Below are 16,717 nucleotides of genomic sequence, written 5' to 3' on the forward strand. Positions count from 1 at the left end.
AAAAAACCTATATGAAATTGATTAAAAGCACTCGCCACGGCGTCTGTAATCAGTTAACCTCAGTCGCAGTGAGACTACAGCGGCAGAAAATTCAGATTTTTTACCGTTAAAGTGTGTCCATTAACACATTTTAGTAATTAAGGATTTGTCTTAGCCTGTTTCGCTTATTAATCTCCCTGTTTTGTCATCTGGCTGGCGACAATTTTGTCGTAAGGAAATCGAAGGAAAACCCGAATAATGGTCAAGTCTCAACCAATACTGAGATATATAATGCGGATCGTGCCCGCATTGGCGCTAGCCACACTCCTCTCAGCTTGTAGCAGTACCCATAGCAGTCAAAACGCGAATAACGAGAATCATGAAGTTAACAACCACAATGGTTTTTTACTTCAGGCGTCTCAGGATGAGTTTGAAGAAATGGTGCGTAACGTCGATGTTAAGTCGCGCATCATGGAACAATACGCCGTCTGGAAAGGTGTGCGCTATCGCCTCGGTGGCGATACCAAACGCGGGATCGATTGTTCCGCCTTTGTACAACGCACCTTCCGCGATCAGTTTGGCTTAGAATTACCTCGTTCTACCTCTGAGCAACAAGACACAGGCAAAGAGATCACCCGCAGTAAATTACGCCCTGGCGATCTGGTGATGTTCCGTGCCGGTTCAACGGGCCGCCACGTGGGCATTTACCTGGGTAACGATAACTTTGTTCATGCATCTACCAGCAGTGGCGTGATGATCTCCAGTCTCAATGATGACTACTGGAAAAAGCGTTACCGTGAAGGGCGTCGTGTATTAAGTCGTAACCCGACCTGATTATCACCTTCGATTTTCTCTCGCCAGAGAACAAGAAACGCTGCCTGTGCAGCGTTTTTTTTCGTGCCTGAAGATGGCAGGCAGATTTTTATCAGATAAAAGCATTGTATTTCAGATAAATAACGAGACATTTCAGACTCTCTCGTTATATTCTCGGTCGCTTAAACCGAAGCAGTCGTGCGCAATAACATAATAATAATTTATCAGGAGCACCTCATGCCATTGTCGGGGGCACTACGGCGCCGTGACACTACTCCTCGCCGTATCGCATGCAGTAGCGCGATGGCTGGCGGCTTATTCTTTCTTTTGTTCGCCGTACTCTCTTTTCACCAGACCTGGCAGAAGCGCGAACGGCAGCATCAGCAACTGCTGGAGAACAGTCGCACGGCATTGGAGCAAACGCTCTCCACGTTGATTAACAGCACTCTCACTCCCCTGCTTCCGTTTACCCACACTGCCTGCCATAACATAGATCGTGAACTGACCTCACGCGCCGCCTTTGCCGGAAACCTTCGCGCCATTCTGCTGGTTGATAACGGTACAGCCTTTTGCTCGTCAGCGACCGGCAGTTTTAGTCTGCCACTTAATGTGATTGCGCCGCACAGTGATATTTCGCGCGATACCGACCTGCAACTGATGCCAGGCACGCCGTTGCAGCCGAATAAACCGGTGCTGGCCTTGTGGATCAAAAATCCAGGCAGCCTGCAGTCAGGCGTTTTCGCGACGCTCAATATCACTCTCGCGCCTTATCAGCTGCTGGCGTCCCGGCGACCGGAAATCACCGGCATGGCACTCATGGCACAGCGCAGCGCCTTAACCAGCTGGCAGTCCGGCCTCATTGAGAATAAAAACCTGCCGAAGCCCCTGCACCAGCAGGCGCTGACAGGGTATCCGCTCCAGTTTGTCGTGTACGGCTCTACTCTGGCAGTCAGCGACTATCAAACTATCCTGCTAAGTGGCCTGTTGCTGTCGCTGCTGTTTGCAGGGGGATGGTGGCTACTGTTGTCGGTGTATCAGCGTCCCGGCAGAGAGCTGATTCGGGCCATGAAACGCGGCGAGTTTCACGTTGAGTATCAGCCGCTGGTGACGTCTCATGATGGCCAGCCTTATGGTATGGAAGCATTATTACGCTGGACTCACCCGACGAAAGGCCCGGTTCCGCCCGATGTCTTTATTCATTTTGCAGAATCACAGAATCTGATTATTCCGCTGACGCGGCATCTGTTTCAGCTGGTTTCCCGTGATGCACATCTGCTGTGTCATACCATTCCCCGTCATGCCAGCCTGAGTCTCAACATTTCGCCCCTGCACCTGGCTGACAGTGGTTTCCGTCAGGATGTGCTGCACTGGCTTGATACCATGCCTGCGGGACACTTTAACTATGTGTTTGAGATTACTGAGCGAGCCATGGTGCGGGATGAAAACGTCGGAGAACTGTTTGACTGGCTGCATCAGCAGCAGATTCATATTGCTATTGATGATTTTGGTACCGGGCATAGCGCGTTAATCTATCTGGAACGTTATGACTTTGATTACCTCAAAATCGATCGCGGTTTTGTTCAGAGCATCGGTACAGACACCCAGACCTCACCGGTTCTGGATTCCGTGTTGCAACTGGCGAAGAAACTCAACTTAAAGAGTGTGGCCGAAGGCGTTGAGACCGGTGAGCAGGCTACCTGGTTAATTAATCGTGGTGTAACGCATTTGCAGGGTTATATCTTTAGCCGTCCGTTACGGCCAGAAACGCTGATAGACTATTTCCGTCGTCATAAGGCCTGACATGACCTGGCCTGAAACGCCCCGGACATCTGACTGGAGGAATCATGCTGTTTCGCTTTGGACTCATACTGCTGTGTGGCCTGCTCAGCGCCCCGCTGCTGGCTGCCTCTGTCCAGCAAAGCTATGCATTCACCCAGGCTGGTGAAGCAAAATATCCGCCCGGTTTCAGCCATTACGACTATGCCAACCCCAGCGCGCCCAAAGGAGGCAGCATCACCCTGGCGGTGATCGGTACCTATGACAACTTCAATCGCTATGCCTCACGCGGCAATCCAGGCATTAACACCGGCACGCTTTATGACGGGCTTTACACCAGTTCAGACGATGAACCCGGCAGCTATTATCCGCTGATTGCCGAGTCGGCGCGCTATGCCAGCGATTTTTCGTGGATCGAGATCCAGATGAATCCCCACGCCCGCTTCCAGGATGGCACACCGATCACCGCCCGCGACGTGGCGTTCACCTTTGAAAAATTCATGACTGAGGGCGTGCCCCAGTTCCGCGTCGCCTACCGTGGCGTTAGCGTAAAAGCGCTGAACGACCTCACAGTGCTTATAGAAGCACAGAAGCCGGATAAAGATCTGCTGCTTGGATTACTGACGCTGCCGGTGATCGCCGAGTCGTTCTGGCACGATAAAAAGTTTAACGAGCCGTTAAGCGCACCGCCGTTGTCGAGCGGACCCTATCGCATTACCCGCTGGAAGCTGGGCCAGTTTATTGAGTTCAGCCGGGTAAAAGATTACTGGGCCGCCGATCTGCCGGTAAACCGCGGACGTTTTAATTTTGATCGCATGCGCTATGACTACTATCTGGATGACAATGTGGCGTTTGAGGCCTTTAAGGCTGGCGCTTTCGACTGGCGTGAAGAGACTTCGGCGAAGAAATGGGCCACCCAGTATCGCGGCCGCCATTTCGACGATGGCAGCATCGTCAAAGAGACCACGCCCAATGACGCTGCTATTGATACCCGCTGGCTGGCATTTAACAATGAAAAACCGCTGTTTCATGATCGACGCGTGCGTCAGGCTTTCTCACTGATGTTCGATTTCGAGTGGATGAACAAAGCGCTTTACTACGGAGCCTGGCATCGCGCCAGCAGCTATTTCCAGAACACGGAGTATGCTACCAGTGGTGTGCCGGATGCACAGCAACGGGCGCTGCTTGAACCCTGGCGCGCACAACTGCCGCCAGAGCTGTTCAGCCAGCCCTATCAGCCACACAAAACGGATGGCAGCGGCTATGACCGCGCCAGTCTGTTAACCGCATTTGACCTGTTAAAACAGGCGGGCTGGCAGATTAAAAATCGCCGCCTGGTCAATGATAAAACCGGTCAGCCGTTCACCGCCGAGTTGCTGTTAAGCAGCGGTTCTGACATCGACTGGGCACTCCCGCTGCAGCACAATCTTTCGCGGCTTGGCATTACGCTGAATCTGCGGCAGATCGACAGCTCGCAGTATCTGCGGCGCAAACGGGAAGGTGACTACGATATGATTGCCACCGCCTATTCAGCGATGCCCATCCCGACGTCCAGCCTGCAGATCCTCTGGCACTCCGACTACATCAACTCGTCGTGGAACAGTGCGCGGGTTAAAGATCCGATAGTGGATCACTTTGTGAAACAGATTGTGGCGCATCAGGACGATCCTGCTGAACTTCGCCCGCTGGCTCAGGCGCTGGATCGGGTGCTGCTGTGGAATGCCTATATGATCCCAATGTGGTACAACGCTGAACAGCGGCTGGCATACTGGGATAAGTTTTCTCACCCTGCACGCAAGCCCGCCTACAGTACAGGGCTGGAAAACTGGTGGTATGACACAAACAAAGCCGGACGCCTGCCGGCCAGTAAACGCTAAGGAGATCACCGTTGGCCGCTTACTTTCTGCGCAGACTGCTGCTGATTATCCCGACCTTGTGGGCGATCATCACGCTTAATTTTTTTATCGTGCAAATCGCGCCCGGCGGCCCGGTCGATCAGGCGCTGGCAAATATTGAGTTTGGTCAGACAACCGGCCTGCCCGGCAGCGGGGCGGAGAGCGCCAGTTCACGCGCCAGCTTCAGTCACATTAATCCTGGCGATAATCAGTATCGTGGCGCACGCGGGCTGGATCCTGAAGTGATTGCTGAGATTAAAAAGCGTTACGGCTTCGATAAACCTCTCTGGCAGCGCTACGGCGAGATGCTGTGGAATTACCTGCGTCTGGATTTTGGCGACAGCCTGTTTCGCAGCGCCTCGGTGATCGGGCTGATCAAAGAGAGCCTGCCAGTCTCGATCAGCCTGGGACTCTGGAGCACCCTGATTATTTATCTGGTGTCGATTCCACTGGGGATCCGCAAAGCGGTGCGCAATGGCAGCGCCTTTGATGTCTGGAGCAGCGCCTTTATTATCATCGGCTACTCTATTCCGGCCTTTCTGTTCGGCATCATGCTGATTGTGCTGTTTGCCGGTGGCAGCTATCTCGACTGGTTTCCGCTGCGTGGGCTCACCTCTGCGCAGCACGATACACTGCCCTGGTATGGCAAAGTGCTGGACTACTTCTGGCATATCGCTCTGCCGGTGCTGGCGACAGTGATCGGCGGCTTCGCCACGCTGACCATGCTGACCAAAAACGCCTTTCTGGACGAGATCCGCAAACTCTATGTGGTGACCGCGCGCGCCAAAGGGGTGCCAGAGCGACGCATTCTCTATCATCATGTGTTTCGCAATGCGATGCTGCTGGTGATCGCCAGCTTCCCGGCCACGTTTATCAGCATGTTCTTTACCAGTTCGGTACTCATCGAAGTGATGTTTTCGCTCAACGGGCTTGGGCTGCTCGGCTATGACGCGACATTGCAACGCGACTACCCGGTGATGTTTGGCACGCTCTATATTTTCACGCTGATCGGTTTGCTGATGAATATCCTCAGCGATCTGACTTATACGCTGGTCGATCCCCGCATCGACTTCGGGAGCCGCTCATGACGCTCTCACCCCTGAATCAGCAGCGCTGGCAGCGCTTTCGTCACAACCGACGCGGCTACTGGTCGCTCTGGATCTTTCTGATCATTTTTCTGCTGTCGCTGGGTGCTGAACTGATCGCGAATGACAAGCCGTTGCTGGTGCATTACCACCAACGCTGGACGGTGCCGCTGCTGTTTGACTACAGCGAAACCGACTATGGCGGTGTACTGGCGACAGCGGCGGATTATCAGGATCCCTGGCTGCGGCAGCGCATCAGGCAGAATGGCTGGGCGCTGTGGGCACCGATTCGTTTCAGCGACGGAACCATTAATTTTGCTACTCAGGTGCCCTTCCCTTCTCCGCCCTCTGCGCAGAACTGGCTCGGCACGGACGCCAACGGCGGCGACGTACTGGCTCGGCTGCTCTATGGCACACGTATCTCTCTGCTGTTCGGTCTGCTGCTGACGCTTCTCTCCAGCGTCATCGGGATTGTGGTCGGCGCGGTGCAGGGCTATTTCGGCGGCAGAATTGACCTGATTGGGCAGCGGATGATTGAAGTCTGGTCTGGCATGCCCGCGCTGTTTCTGCTGATTCTTCTCTCCAGCGTGATTCAGCCTGGCTTCTGGTGGCTGTTGCTGGTCACCGTGGCGTTTGGCTGGATGAGTCTGGTAAGTGTTGTCAGGGCAGAGTTTCTCCGTACCCGAAATTTTGATTACATTCGTGCCGCGCAGGCGCTGGGCGTCAGCGATGGCCGGATTATGTTGCGCCATATGCTGCCTAACGCGATGGTGGCCACACTGACCTTTCTGCCGTTTATTTTGTGCGGATCGATTACCACGCTGACCTCACTCGACTTTCTGGGCTTCGGCCTGCCGCTGGGTTCGCCCTCGCTGGGCGAGTTACTGCTGCAGGGCAAGAACAACCTGCAGGCTCCCTGGTTAGGTCTGGCGGGCTTTTTCACGCTGGCGATCCTGCTTTCGCTGCTGATTTTTATCGGCGAAGCGGTGCGTGACGCCTTTGATCCGGGCAAAGGAGCCTGAATGACGACGCCATTGCTTGCTATCAATCATCTCTCAGTCGCCTTTCGTCAGGGCAAGCAGCTTCGACAGGTCGTGAATGACGTGTCGCTGCGCATTGACGCAGGTGAAACGCTGGCGCTGGTGGGTGAGTCTGGTTCCGGCAAGAGCGTCACCGCGCTGTCGGTAATGCGACTGCTGCATGAGGCTTCAGTGATTTATCCCAGCGGCGAGATTCTGTTTAACGGTGAAGATCTGCTGCGCGCCCGCGAGCAGCGGCTGCGGGGTATTCGCGGCAACCAGATCGCGATGATTTTTCAGGAGCCCATGGTGTCACTGAATCCGCTGCACACCGTGGAGAAGCAGCTGTATGAAGTGCTGTCACTGCATCGCGGGATGCGTCGTCCGGCCGCACGCGGTGAGATTCTCAGCGTGCTCGATCGGGTCGGTATCCGGCAGCCCGCCACCCGGCTCAATGATTTTCCCCACCAGCTTTCCGGCGGTGAACGCCAGCGGGTGATGATTGCCATGGCGCTGCTGACCGAGCCGCAGCTGCTGATTGCCGATGAGCCGACCACGGCACTGGATGTGACGGTTCAGGCCCAGATCCTGACGCTGCTGCGCGAACTGCAACGTGAGCTGAACATGGGCATGCTGTTCATCACGCATAACCTGAATATTGTGCGTCAGCTGGCAGATAATGTCAGCGTGATGCGCAACGGTCACATCGTGGAGCAGAATCGCTGCCAGACCCTGATGAACCAGCCGCAGCATCCTTACAGCCAGCAGTTGCTGGCTGCGGAACCGGAGGGAAAAGCCGTTCCGCTGCCCGCAGCGTCGCCCATTCTTCTTCGTGTCGAGCAGCTTCAGGTGAGCTTTACACAGCGGCGCGGGCTGTTCCGTCGCCAGAACAGTGAAAAGCGGGTGCTTTCCGGATTGAGTTTTAGCCTGCGGCGTGGCGAAAGTCTGGGCCTGGTGGGTGAGTCCGGCTCGGGTAAAAGCACCACCGGGCTGGCACTGCTGCGGCTGATTGCCTCACGCGGCGAGATCTGGTTTGACGGTCAGCCGCTGCATCAACTGTCGCGTCAGCAACTGTTGCCGCTGCGTCAGCGTATTCAGGTGGTGTTTCAGGACCCTAACTCCTCACTCAATCCGCGCATGACGGTGCAGCAGATTATTGCTGAGGGTCTGGCGGTATATCAGCCTGAACTCGACAGTGTGCAGCAGACGCAGCGGGTTATCGCCGTCATGGAGGAAGTGGGGCTTGAAGCGGAAAGTCGCCATCGTTATCCGGCCGAATTTTCTGGCGGTCAGCGACAGCGTATTGCTATTGCGCGGGCATTGATTCTGGAGCCGGAGTTGCTGGTGCTGGATGAACCGACTTCATCGCTGGATCGCACGGTGCAAAAGCAAATTCTGACGCTGTTACGCCGTTTGCAGCAGCAGCGGCAGCTCAGTTATCTGTTTATCAGTCACGACCTGGATGTGGTTCGCGCGCTGTGCCACCAGCTTATCGTGCTGTGCCAGGGAGAGGTCGTGGAACAGGGCGAGTGTGAAAGGCTGTTTGCTTCACCCGTGGCAGATTATACCCGCGAGCTACTGCAGTCGGCGCAGCTTAACCTCCAATAAAGGTTTCTGCTATCGCCACGCCCTGATTTTTCAAACAGCAGTTAGTGGCACTTTCGTCACGACGCTGAATGAACAGGCAGGGCTGCCCTTCGCACTCAGCAACTTTGCAATCAACCTGAATATCCGCCAGAACCTCTTTTAACTGCTGCAGAATCTCCCACGCCGGAATGCCGTCATGGCTGATCAATCGCAGCGCCACGAAATCCTGCTCATCCAGCGTTGCATCATCGGAATCAATGGCGCTGTGGTGATCGCTGGCCCAGCGAAAATGCTGTGGCAGACGATGCACAATTGAAAGTTGCAGCATAGTTTACTTTCCCCGGATGAGTTTATGTCGCAACACCGACCTGCCCGCAGCCAGCGGGTCATTCACCGCAGAGTCCGGACAGGGAGGCCCATCCGTGCGGATTGCAGAAGCGCATTTTTGCGACTTACATCGCACTTCAGCCTATATGTACCGCGTTCACTCACCGTTAACAATCATTTTAGACGCATTGTGATTACTTTTTTAACTAAAAATTTTCACAATAAAGAAACAAAACCGTCGGGATATGCATCACTGCGGGCAATCGGGGAAGAAACCACTGCGCCCGGTTAACGGGTCGCAGTGCGGGGACGTGAAGCGTAGAAGAAGAGCAGCAGAGAAATTGTCGCGCACAGGGCAATTGTGCCGACCATCGGCCAGGCGCTGTTGAAACTCACCAGCGACAGCAGTGCACCGACAAAAGCACCCACGCCAAAACGCAGCGTGCCCGCCAGAGAGGATGCCGTTCCGGCCATATGCGGAAACTCATCCAGGATCACCGCCATCGCATTCGATGAGACCATCGACACGCAGCCGATAAACATCGCGATTCCCATCACCAGCGGCAAAAAGCCGAGGCTGAAGGCGCTGACAACCAGCAACCAGATGCCCATGCAGAACTGTATCAGCAGCCCCAGCCGGAACATCGCCACCGGGCCAAAGCGGCGCACGGCACGGCTGTTAATCAGCGTCAGGACAAACAGAAACACCACGTTGAGACCAAAGTAGTAGCCAAAGTTTTGCGGTGAGACGTGATTCAGCTCAATGTAAACAAAGGGGCCGGCATTGAGAAAAGTAAAGAGCCCGGCAAAGGAGAAGCCGCTCGACAGCATGTAACTGAACGCCCGTTTGTGGCGAAACAGCGTCACGAAGTTGCCGAGCGTGGTGCGCAAATGAAAACGCTGTCGCTGCTCCGGCTTCAGGGTTTCGCGGATTTGTGTGGTTACCAGCACAGTGGTCACTAATGCCGCACCCGCGAGCGCCCAGAAAATTGCGTGCCAGCTCCAGAGCACCAGCAGCCAGCCACCGATGATCGGCGCCAGCAGCGGCGCGATGGTGGTAATCAGCATCACAAAGGACATCATGCGCGAGAAGTCCTCTTTCGAGTAACTGTCACGCATCAGCGCGTTGATCACCACACTGGCTGCGGCGGCAGAAAGTCCGTGCAGGAAGCGCATCAGAATCAGCTGATCGATGGTCTGTGACAGTGCACAGGCCGCAGCGGCGCAGGCAAAGATCAGCGTGCCGAGTGCAATTACCGGCTTACGCCCATAGCTGTCTGCCAGCGGACCATAGATAAGCTGGCCAATCGCGAAGCCAAGGATGTAGAGGTTAAGCGACATCTGCACGCTACCGGCTGACACCCCGAACTCACGCGCAATCTGCGGCATGGCAGGCAGATACATGTCAATCGACAACGGCATCAGCATGGCTAACAGACCGAGGATGACGACCAGTCCTGTTGGCGAGTTCTTTTCCTTACGCACACCTTCTCCTGCACAAATGAGTCTGGGTCGGGCCGCCTGGCCCGCCCGGTTATTTTGTCTGCAGTTCTTTCGGCAGACCAATACTGGCGATCTCGTCTTCTGTCAGCGCACGGTATTCGCCCGGTTCCAGATCCTCGTCCAGCACGATGTCACCGATGCGTTCACGATGCAGCTCAATGACCCGATTGCCGACGGCTGCAAACATCCGTTTCACCTGGTGGTAACGACCTTCGCTCAGTGTCAGCCGCACATCTGTGGGGGTAATCACCTCCAGCTGTGCCGGTTTCGTCAGGCTCTTCTCATTGTGCAGCTGCACGCCCGCTGTAAACTGTGCGGCCGTATCGTCACTGACTGGCGATTCCAGTGTCACCCGATAGGTTTTCTCGCAGTGATGACGTGGCGAGGTAATGCGGTGTGACCACTGGCCATCATCTGTCAGCAGAACCAGTCCGGTGGTGTCGATATCCAGACGCCCTGCCGCATGCAGTTTGAATGACATCGGCTCTTCGATGAAATAGATGATGGTGGGATGATCGGGATCGTCGGTTGAGCAGACATAACCCTGCGGTTTGTTCAGCATAAAGTAGCGGGGACCGGTCTGCATCTGCAGTACGTTGCCGTCATAGACGACTTCATGGTCGGGCAGCAGTTTGAACGCGGTATCGCGGACAACTTCCCCGTTAACGGTGACACGCTGGCCACGGATCTCGCGATGAGCGATGGCGCGGCTGATTTCCAGTTGCTGAGAGATGAATTTGTCGAGTCGCATGAATTCGTTTTGCCTGTTACTGCGGAGGGAATCTGAAACGGCCTGGTTAACCGTTGAAAATGTGCGGGAAGTATAACGTGATCCGCGCCAGCCTGACAGCGCGTTTACCGCACTTTCATGGCATAATTGCCGCCAGTTATACAAAAGTGAGCAACATGTCTTTTACCTTACGCCCCTATCAACAGGATGCGGTGAATGCCACCGTGGCGCATTTCCGTCGCCATCAGGAACCTGCCGTCATTGTGCTGCCAACCGGTGCCGGCAAGAGTCTGGTGATTGCCGAGCTGGCCCGGCTGGCCCGTGGCCGGGTGCTGGTGCTGGCGCACGTCAAAGAGCTGGTGGCGCAGAACCACAGTAAATATCAGGCCTACGGGCTGGAGGCGGATATCTTTGCTGCCGGACTTCAGCGCAAAGAGAGTCAGCGCAAAGTGGTGTTTGGCAGCGTGCAGTCAGTGGCGCGTAACCTCGACCAGTTCGACAGCGCCTTCTCGCTGGTGATTGTCGATGAGTGTCACCGCATTGGCGATGATAAAGAGAGTCAGTATCAGCAGATCTTTAATCATCTGCGTCAGCACAATCCGCAACTGCGTTTACTGGGACTGACCGCTACACCGTTCCGTCTGGGTAAAGGCTGGATTTATCAGTTCCACTATCACGGCATGGTGCGTGGCGATGAAAAATCGCTGTTTCGCGACTGTATCTATGAACTGCCCCTGCGCTACATGATCAAGCATCAGTTTCTGGTGCCGCCGGAACGACTGGATATGCCGGTGGTGCAGTATGACTTCAGCCGTCTCACGGCACAGTCCAACGGCCTGTTCAGCGAAGCCGATCTGAACCGTGAACTGAAGCAGCAGCAGCGCGTGACGCCCCATATCATCCGCCAGATCGTGGAGTTCGCTGAAGATCGGCTGGGCGTGATGATTTTCGCCTCGACGGTGGAGCATGCGCGTGAAATCCTGCGACTGCTGCCAGAAAAAAGCGCGCTGGTCTCGGCCGAAACGCCAGCCAGAGAGCGCGATGCCCTGATTCTGGCGTTTAAGGCGCAGCAGCTGAAATTCCTGGTGAATGTGGCGGTGCTGACCACCGGGTTTGATGCGCCGCACGTTGACCTGATCGCAATCCTGCGCCCGACCGAGTCGGTCAGCCTCTATCAGCAGATCGTCGGACGCGGCCTGCGGCTCTCACCGGGTAAAACCGACTGCCTGATTCTCGATTACGCGGGTAATCCGCACGATCTCTTTACGCCCGAAGTTGGCGCCCCCAAAGGGGCCAGCGACAATCAGCCGGTTCAGGTTTTCTGTCCCGCCTGCGGTTTCGCCAACACCTTCTGGGGCAAGGCGACCGAAGATGGCATGGTGATCGAGCATTTTGGCCGGCGCTGTCAGGGCGTACTGGAAGATGACGAAGGTGAGCGCGAACAGTGTGATTTCCGCTTCCGGTTTAAAAGTTGTCCCGACTGCGGCGCAGAGAATGATATTGCCGCCCGACGTTGTCACCAGTGCGACAAAATTCTGGTCGATCCGGACGATATGCTGAAAGCGGCGCTGAAACTGAAAGACGCACTGGTGCTTCGCTGTGGTGGCATGACGCTGGAACAGGGCCATGACGCCAAAGGGGAATGGCTGAAGGCGACCTATTTTGATGAGGAAGGCACCAGCGTCAGCGAACGCTTTCGTCTGCAGACGCCGGCCCAGCGTAAGGCGTTTGAACAGCTCTTTATGCGTCCCCATCAGCGCGCCCCCGGCGTGCCGCTGGGCTGGCAGACCGCCGCTGACGTCCTGGCACTCCAGCCGCTGCTACGTCATCCCGATTTTGTCGTCGCACGGGCCAAAGGCCAGTTCTGGCAGATCCGCGAGAAAATGTTCGATTATCAGGGCCGCTATCGCCGCGCCAATGAGCTGCGTTAACAGGTGATGCCAGCGAGGGCTGACCGGATGCTGAACCCGGCGAGCGGGTATATCGTTTGCTACCACCCGGCATAACGGCTATACTGCCGCCCGCTTTTGCATGTGCATCAGCGGTATTGAATAACCTGCCTGTTACTGGGTCGCCTGTAGCAGGATTTAAATAAAGAGATATATTAATGCTCACTATCAATGCAGTAGAACGTAAAGAGCAGGGTAAGGGTGCGAGCCGCCGCCTGCGTACAGCAAACCGTTTCCCGGCCATCATCTACGGTGGTTCTGAAGCGGCTGTTGCCATCGATCTGGATCACGACTCAGTAATGAACCTGCAATCTAAGCCAGGTTTCTACGACGAAGTTCTGACCCTGTCAGTTGACGGCAAAGAAACTAAAGTGAAAGTTCAGGCTGTTCAGCGTCACCCGTTCAAGCCAAAACTGTTCCACATCGACTTCGTTCGCGCTTAATCGCGAATTACGTTGAAATGTAAAAGGGCCGGTTGAGAAACCGGCCCTTTTATTTTGTCCCTGATACACAGAGATAATCGACGTGTCAGAGAACAGAAGCCGGGCTAAGCCCGGCTTTTTTTATTTGCTGCTGGTACGGCGCTGAAGCTGGTCCCGCAGATTGGGTGGTGTGCCCTTAATCGTCAGGGTGTCCGTGGCCGGATCCCAGAAAATGCGCTCGCCCAGTAACATCGCATCAAAATTCAGGGTCAGTCCCCCGCCGCTGCCGGCAAACTTCGTCAGCTGACGCAGCGTACTGCGATCCGCCGGGAAGCTCTCTTCCAGCTCGTAGCCCTGCTCCTGGGTAAAGGCCTGGAAGGTTTTCTCGCCCAGTGGTGGCAGCTCGCTCGACAGATCTTCCAGTGCAATTTCCTCGCCCGCCTGCAACTGTTCGTTGCAGTAGCTGTAAACCTGCTGGCGATAGTTCTGCCGTTCCTGCTTATCCAGTTCGGATTCGTTGCAGTAATCATCAACGGCCTGCAACAGACCGCGGTTCTGCGCCTTCGTGTCTAATCCCACTTCGGCACCCAGGAAGTCCATAAAGAAGTCAGCCACTTTACGTCCGACGCGGCCGCGCAGGAAGGTCAGGTAACGGGTCGATTCCGGGTTGGTTTCCCATTCGGTTAAATCAATTCGCGCCACGATATCCGCATGATTGATGTCGAGATAGTGGGTGCTGCTGATATCCATCTGCTCATTGACGCGCATACTGGACTGGCTGTTCAGCACCGCAATCAGCAGATATTCCACCGCCAGATAGCGATAGTGAATAAACAGCACCACGCCGCCTTCAGCGAACGGATATTTGGCCAGCTCGTCGCGCAGACGACCTGTTGCAGCGCGGCTAAAAGCGAGAAAATCATCGTTGCCCTTACGACAATTACGCAGCGCTTCTGCCAGTTCACTTTCTGCATTGAACAGGCCATAGGCTTTGCTTTTTGCGCTGTAAACCCGGTGTAACTCCTCCACCATCGCGTTAACCGTGTTGGTGGCAGGCAGCAGTGAATCGCGCAGCGCCAGTTCAAGCTGGTTTTCATCGCGTTTGATTAACTGATGCAGGGCAATCTGGTCGATATCCAGACTCATGGTAGACTCTCCTTTTAGCACAGGCGCGTATTCAAACACCGCCAGCATCGGCTTTCAACTCTATGCGTGAAGCGAACGTACTGCTTTCGATAAAATTGCGGTAAAAAGTGCGCTATTCCGGTAATATATCGCCTTTTGAAATGAGCTTAGACGACGATATGGCACAATCATCCCGTTACAGTGACGAACGCGTGGAACAACTCCTCGCGGAAATGGCCCAAATCCTGCACAAGGACAAGGCCCCCACCGATCTCTCCCTGATGGTTCTGGGAAATATGGTGACCAACTTAATTAACAGCGATGTCGCTCCGGCGCAACGTCGTTCACTGGCACGTTCTTTCGCCGATGCCCTTCAGGCATCAGTGCGTGACGATAACGCCCATTAATTGGCTGATTTGATTTCATAATATGGTAACCAACCGGCAGCGCTACCGCGAAAAAGTCTCCCAGATGATCAGTTGGGGGCACTGGTTTGCTCTGTTTAACATCTTATTCGCGCTGATTTTAGGCAGTCGCTACCTGTTGGTCGCCGACTGGCCTTCTTCGCTGGCGGGGCGCATCTACGCCTATACCAGCTGGGTTGGCCACTTTAGTTTTGTCGTTTTCGCTGCCTATCTGCTGATTATCTTCCCGCTGACCTTTGTGGTGATGTCGCAACGGCTGATGCGGGTGTTATCCGCGGTGGTCGCCACTGCCGGACTGACGCTGATAATGGTCGACAGTGCAGTGTTCAGCCGTTTCCACCTGCACCTTAATCCTGTGGTGTGGGAGCTGGTCATTAACCCCGACCAGAGCGAGATGGCGCGCGACTGGCAACTGATGTTTATCAGCGTGCCGCTGATATTCCTGGTCGAGATGCTGTTTGCGACCTGGAGCTGGCAGAAGCTGCGTAGCCTGAATCGCCGCTCGTTTGGTAAACCTGTCGCCGCTCTGTTTATCAGCGCCTTCTTTGCCAGCCACCTGATGTATATCTGGGCCGATGCCAACTTCTATCGCCCGATTACCATGCAGCGCGCCAATCTGCCGCTCTCTTATCCGATGACGGCCCGTCGCTTCCTTGAACGTCACGGTCTGCTGGATGCGCAGGAGTATCAGCGCCGGTTGATTCAGCAGGGCGATCCGGAAGCGGTGGCGGTAGAGTATCCGCTGAGCGATATCACCTTCCGCGATGCTGGCACCCGTAACAACCTGCTGGTGCTGACTGTTGATGGTCTGAACAATGCTACGCTTGCCAAAGCGCTGCCGCAGCTTAATCAGTTCGCCAGCGAAAACGTGCGTTTTACCCAGCACTACAGCGCCGGTGATACACCTGAGAAAGGGTTGTTTGGCCTGTTCTATGGCATCTCCTCCAGTTACATGAACGGTATTCTGGCATCACGAACACCGTCGGCACTGCTGGGGGCACTGAGTACTCAGGGTTATCAGTTTGGCCTGTTCTCCTCGGAAGGCTTTAATCCGCCGCTCTACCGTCAGGCGCTGCTGACCGACTATTCACTGCCTGCGACAACCAGCCAGCCCAACGCCAGCACCGTGGCGCAATGGCAGAACTGGCTGGAGAAACAGAAAGCTTCGCAGGCGCCGTGGTTCTCATGGATTGCTCTGAACGGGCCTGATGTCACCGGCGACAACAGCAAAGCGCGTCAGCGCAGTTATCTCCGTCAGGCACCTGCTGTTGATGAACAGATTAGCGCCGTGCTAAGCAGCCTGCAGGCGCGTGATTTGCTGAAGAACACCGTCGTAGTGATTACGGCGCAGCGTGGTCTGGCACTGGATGGCGATCCTGACAGCGCCGGAAACCGTCAGACGCTGCAGGTGCCACTGGTGATTCACTGGCCTGATACACCGGCGCAAACTGTTGATCGGCTCTCTGATCATCAGGATGTAATGGCAACGCTGATGCAGCGACTGCTGCATGTGCGGACCAATCCGGTGAACTATTCACAGGGTGAAGATTTGTTTGCTGCACGTCGCCGTCATGACTGGGTGGCGAGCAGTGAAGAGAATAAGCTGGTGATTACCACGCCGCAGGTGACGCTGGTGCTCAACAACAACGGCAGCTATCGCGCTTATGATGCACAGGGCAACGCGCTGAAAGATCACAAGCCAGAGCTGGCGCTGCTGTTGCAGGTCCTGACTGAGGAGAAGCGGTTTATCGCTAACTGATTAATTATCAGGCAAATAGTCGGCAGGTATCTTGCATTAATGACGATAACCAGTAGACTAATCCTCCAGTGTTCGGCACGTAGCGCAGCCTGGTAGCGCACGGTCATGGGGTGTCCGGGGTCGGAGGTTCAAATCCTCTCGTGCCGACCAAATTCTCCCAACGTTTTGTCTGGTGAAGTCCAGAGAGAACCATAAAAAACAGTTTAAACAGTAGGTTGTTGAAATCTGCTGTTTTTCTGTTGTCTAGTGAAATCCTGATTGATACAGTGGAATCCACCTGATTTAGGCATACTCATGGGCATACGTTTCTAAGACTGCCTTTT

At 55.0% G+C, this 16,717-nt stretch carries 14 protein-coding genes and 1 tRNA gene; 11 read left to right on the top strand and 4 right to left on the bottom strand.

Annotated features, from left to right (window positions below; genetic code table 11):
• The first annotated feature begins 237 nt into the window (after positions 1-237).
• From mepS to yejF, 6 genes are all read left to right on the top strand, one after another.
• Positions 238-813, top strand: a complete 576-nt coding sequence (gene mepS / locus Q7C21_RS01500) for a bifunctional murein DD-endopeptidase/murein LD-carboxypeptidase (protein ID WP_071591717.1) — start codon at positions 238-240, stop codon at positions 811-813.
• A gap of 216 nt (positions 814-1,029) precedes the next feature.
• On the top strand, positions 1,030-2,592 hold the full coding sequence (locus tag Q7C21_RS01505; RefSeq protein WP_375150286.1) for a cyclic di-GMP phosphodiesterase: 1,563 nt from the start codon (positions 1,030-1,032) through the stop codon (positions 2,590-2,592).
• Between the two features lie 44 nt (positions 2,593-2,636).
• Positions 2,637-4,445, top strand: coding sequence for an extracellular solute-binding protein (locus tag Q7C21_RS01510; RefSeq protein WP_375150287.1), 1,809 nt, complete (start codon positions 2,637-2,639; stop codon positions 4,443-4,445).
• Positions 4,446-4,456: 11 nt separating this feature from the next.
• Entirely contained in the window at positions 4,457-5,551 is a 1,095-nt protein-coding gene (locus Q7C21_RS01515) for a microcin C ABC transporter permease YejB (RefSeq protein WP_003854153.1), read from the top strand.
• Positions 5,548-6,570: an ABC transporter permease gene (locus Q7C21_RS01520; RefSeq protein WP_003854154.1), complete on the top strand. Its 1,023-nt coding sequence runs from the start codon at positions 5,548-5,550 to the stop codon at positions 6,568-6,570. Before Q7C21_RS01515 ends, Q7C21_RS01520 begins: the two co-directional genes overlap by 4 nt.
• Positions 6,571-8,175 carry a microcin C ABC transporter ATP-binding protein YejF gene (gene yejF, locus Q7C21_RS01525; protein ID WP_008926120.1) on the top strand — a complete coding sequence of 535 codons (1,605 nt, stop codon included), beginning with the start codon at positions 6,571-6,573 and terminating at the stop codon, positions 8,173-8,175.
• Here the strand turns inward: yejF and Q7C21_RS01530 are convergent.
• The 3 genes from Q7C21_RS01530 to rsuA form a co-directional block, all read right to left on the bottom strand.
• A complete protein-coding gene (locus tag Q7C21_RS01530) occupies positions 8,162-8,482 on the bottom strand; it encodes a hypothetical protein (protein ID WP_003854157.1) in 321 nt (106 codons plus the stop codon). The two genes, yejF and Q7C21_RS01530, sit on opposite strands and share 14 nt — an antisense overlap.
• 287 nt (positions 8,483-8,769) lie before the next feature.
• On the bottom strand, positions 8,770-9,966 hold the full coding sequence (locus tag Q7C21_RS01535; RefSeq protein WP_008926121.1) for a Bcr/CflA family multidrug efflux MFS transporter: 1,197 nt from the start codon (positions 9,964-9,966) through the stop codon (positions 8,770-8,772).
• A 49-nt stretch (positions 9,967-10,015) separates the two neighbouring features.
• Positions 10,016-10,735, bottom strand: a complete 720-nt coding sequence (rsuA, locus tag Q7C21_RS01540) for a 16S rRNA pseudouridine(516) synthase RsuA (RefSeq protein ID WP_105098965.1) — start codon at positions 10,733-10,735, stop codon at positions 10,016-10,018.
• A gap of 155 nt (positions 10,736-10,890) precedes the next feature.
• On the opposite strand from rsuA, the gene Q7C21_RS01545 reads away from it, so the two are divergent.
• Together Q7C21_RS01545 and rplY are read left to right on the top strand one after the other, a co-directional pair.
• Positions 10,891-12,645, top strand: a complete 1,755-nt coding sequence (locus Q7C21_RS01545; RefSeq protein ID WP_110411767.1) for a DEAD/DEAH box helicase — start codon at positions 10,891-10,893, stop codon at positions 12,643-12,645.
• 176 nt (positions 12,646-12,821) lie between these two features.
• On the top strand, positions 12,822-13,106 hold the full coding sequence (rplY, locus tag Q7C21_RS01550) for a 50S ribosomal protein L25 (protein ID WP_003854168.1): 285 nt from the start codon (positions 12,822-12,824) through the stop codon (positions 13,104-13,106).
• A 120-nt stretch (positions 13,107-13,226) separates the two neighbouring features.
• Here rplY and yejK read toward each other — a convergent pair whose 3' ends face one another.
• Positions 13,227-14,231: a nucleoid-associated protein YejK gene (gene yejK, locus Q7C21_RS01555; protein WP_033743236.1), complete on the bottom strand. Its 1,005-nt coding sequence runs from the start codon at positions 14,229-14,231 to the stop codon at positions 13,227-13,229.
• A 158-nt stretch (positions 14,232-14,389) separates the two neighbouring features.
• Here yejK and Q7C21_RS01560 point away from each other — a divergent pair, with 158 nt between their 5' ends.
• From Q7C21_RS01560 to Q7C21_RS01570, 3 genes are all read left to right on the top strand, one after another.
• Positions 14,390-14,617, top strand: a complete 228-nt coding sequence (locus Q7C21_RS01560) for a YejL family protein (RefSeq protein WP_010248348.1) — start codon at positions 14,390-14,392, stop codon at positions 14,615-14,617.
• A 22-nt stretch (positions 14,618-14,639) separates the two neighbouring features.
• Positions 14,640-16,394, top strand: a complete 1,755-nt coding sequence (gene yejM / locus Q7C21_RS01565) for an LPS biosynthesis-modulating metalloenzyme YejM (protein ID WP_003854173.1) — start codon at positions 14,640-14,642, stop codon at positions 16,392-16,394.
• 73 nt (positions 16,395-16,467) lie between these two features.
• A tRNA-Pro gene (locus tag Q7C21_RS01570) sits at positions 16,468-16,544 on the top strand.
• Positions 16,545-16,717: the final 173 nt, after the last annotated feature.

The sequence above is a fragment of the Pantoea sp. ANP04 genome (assembly GCF_041982285.1).
Lineage (GTDB): Bacteria > Pseudomonadota > Gammaproteobacteria > Enterobacterales > Enterobacteriaceae > Pantoea > Pantoea eucalypti.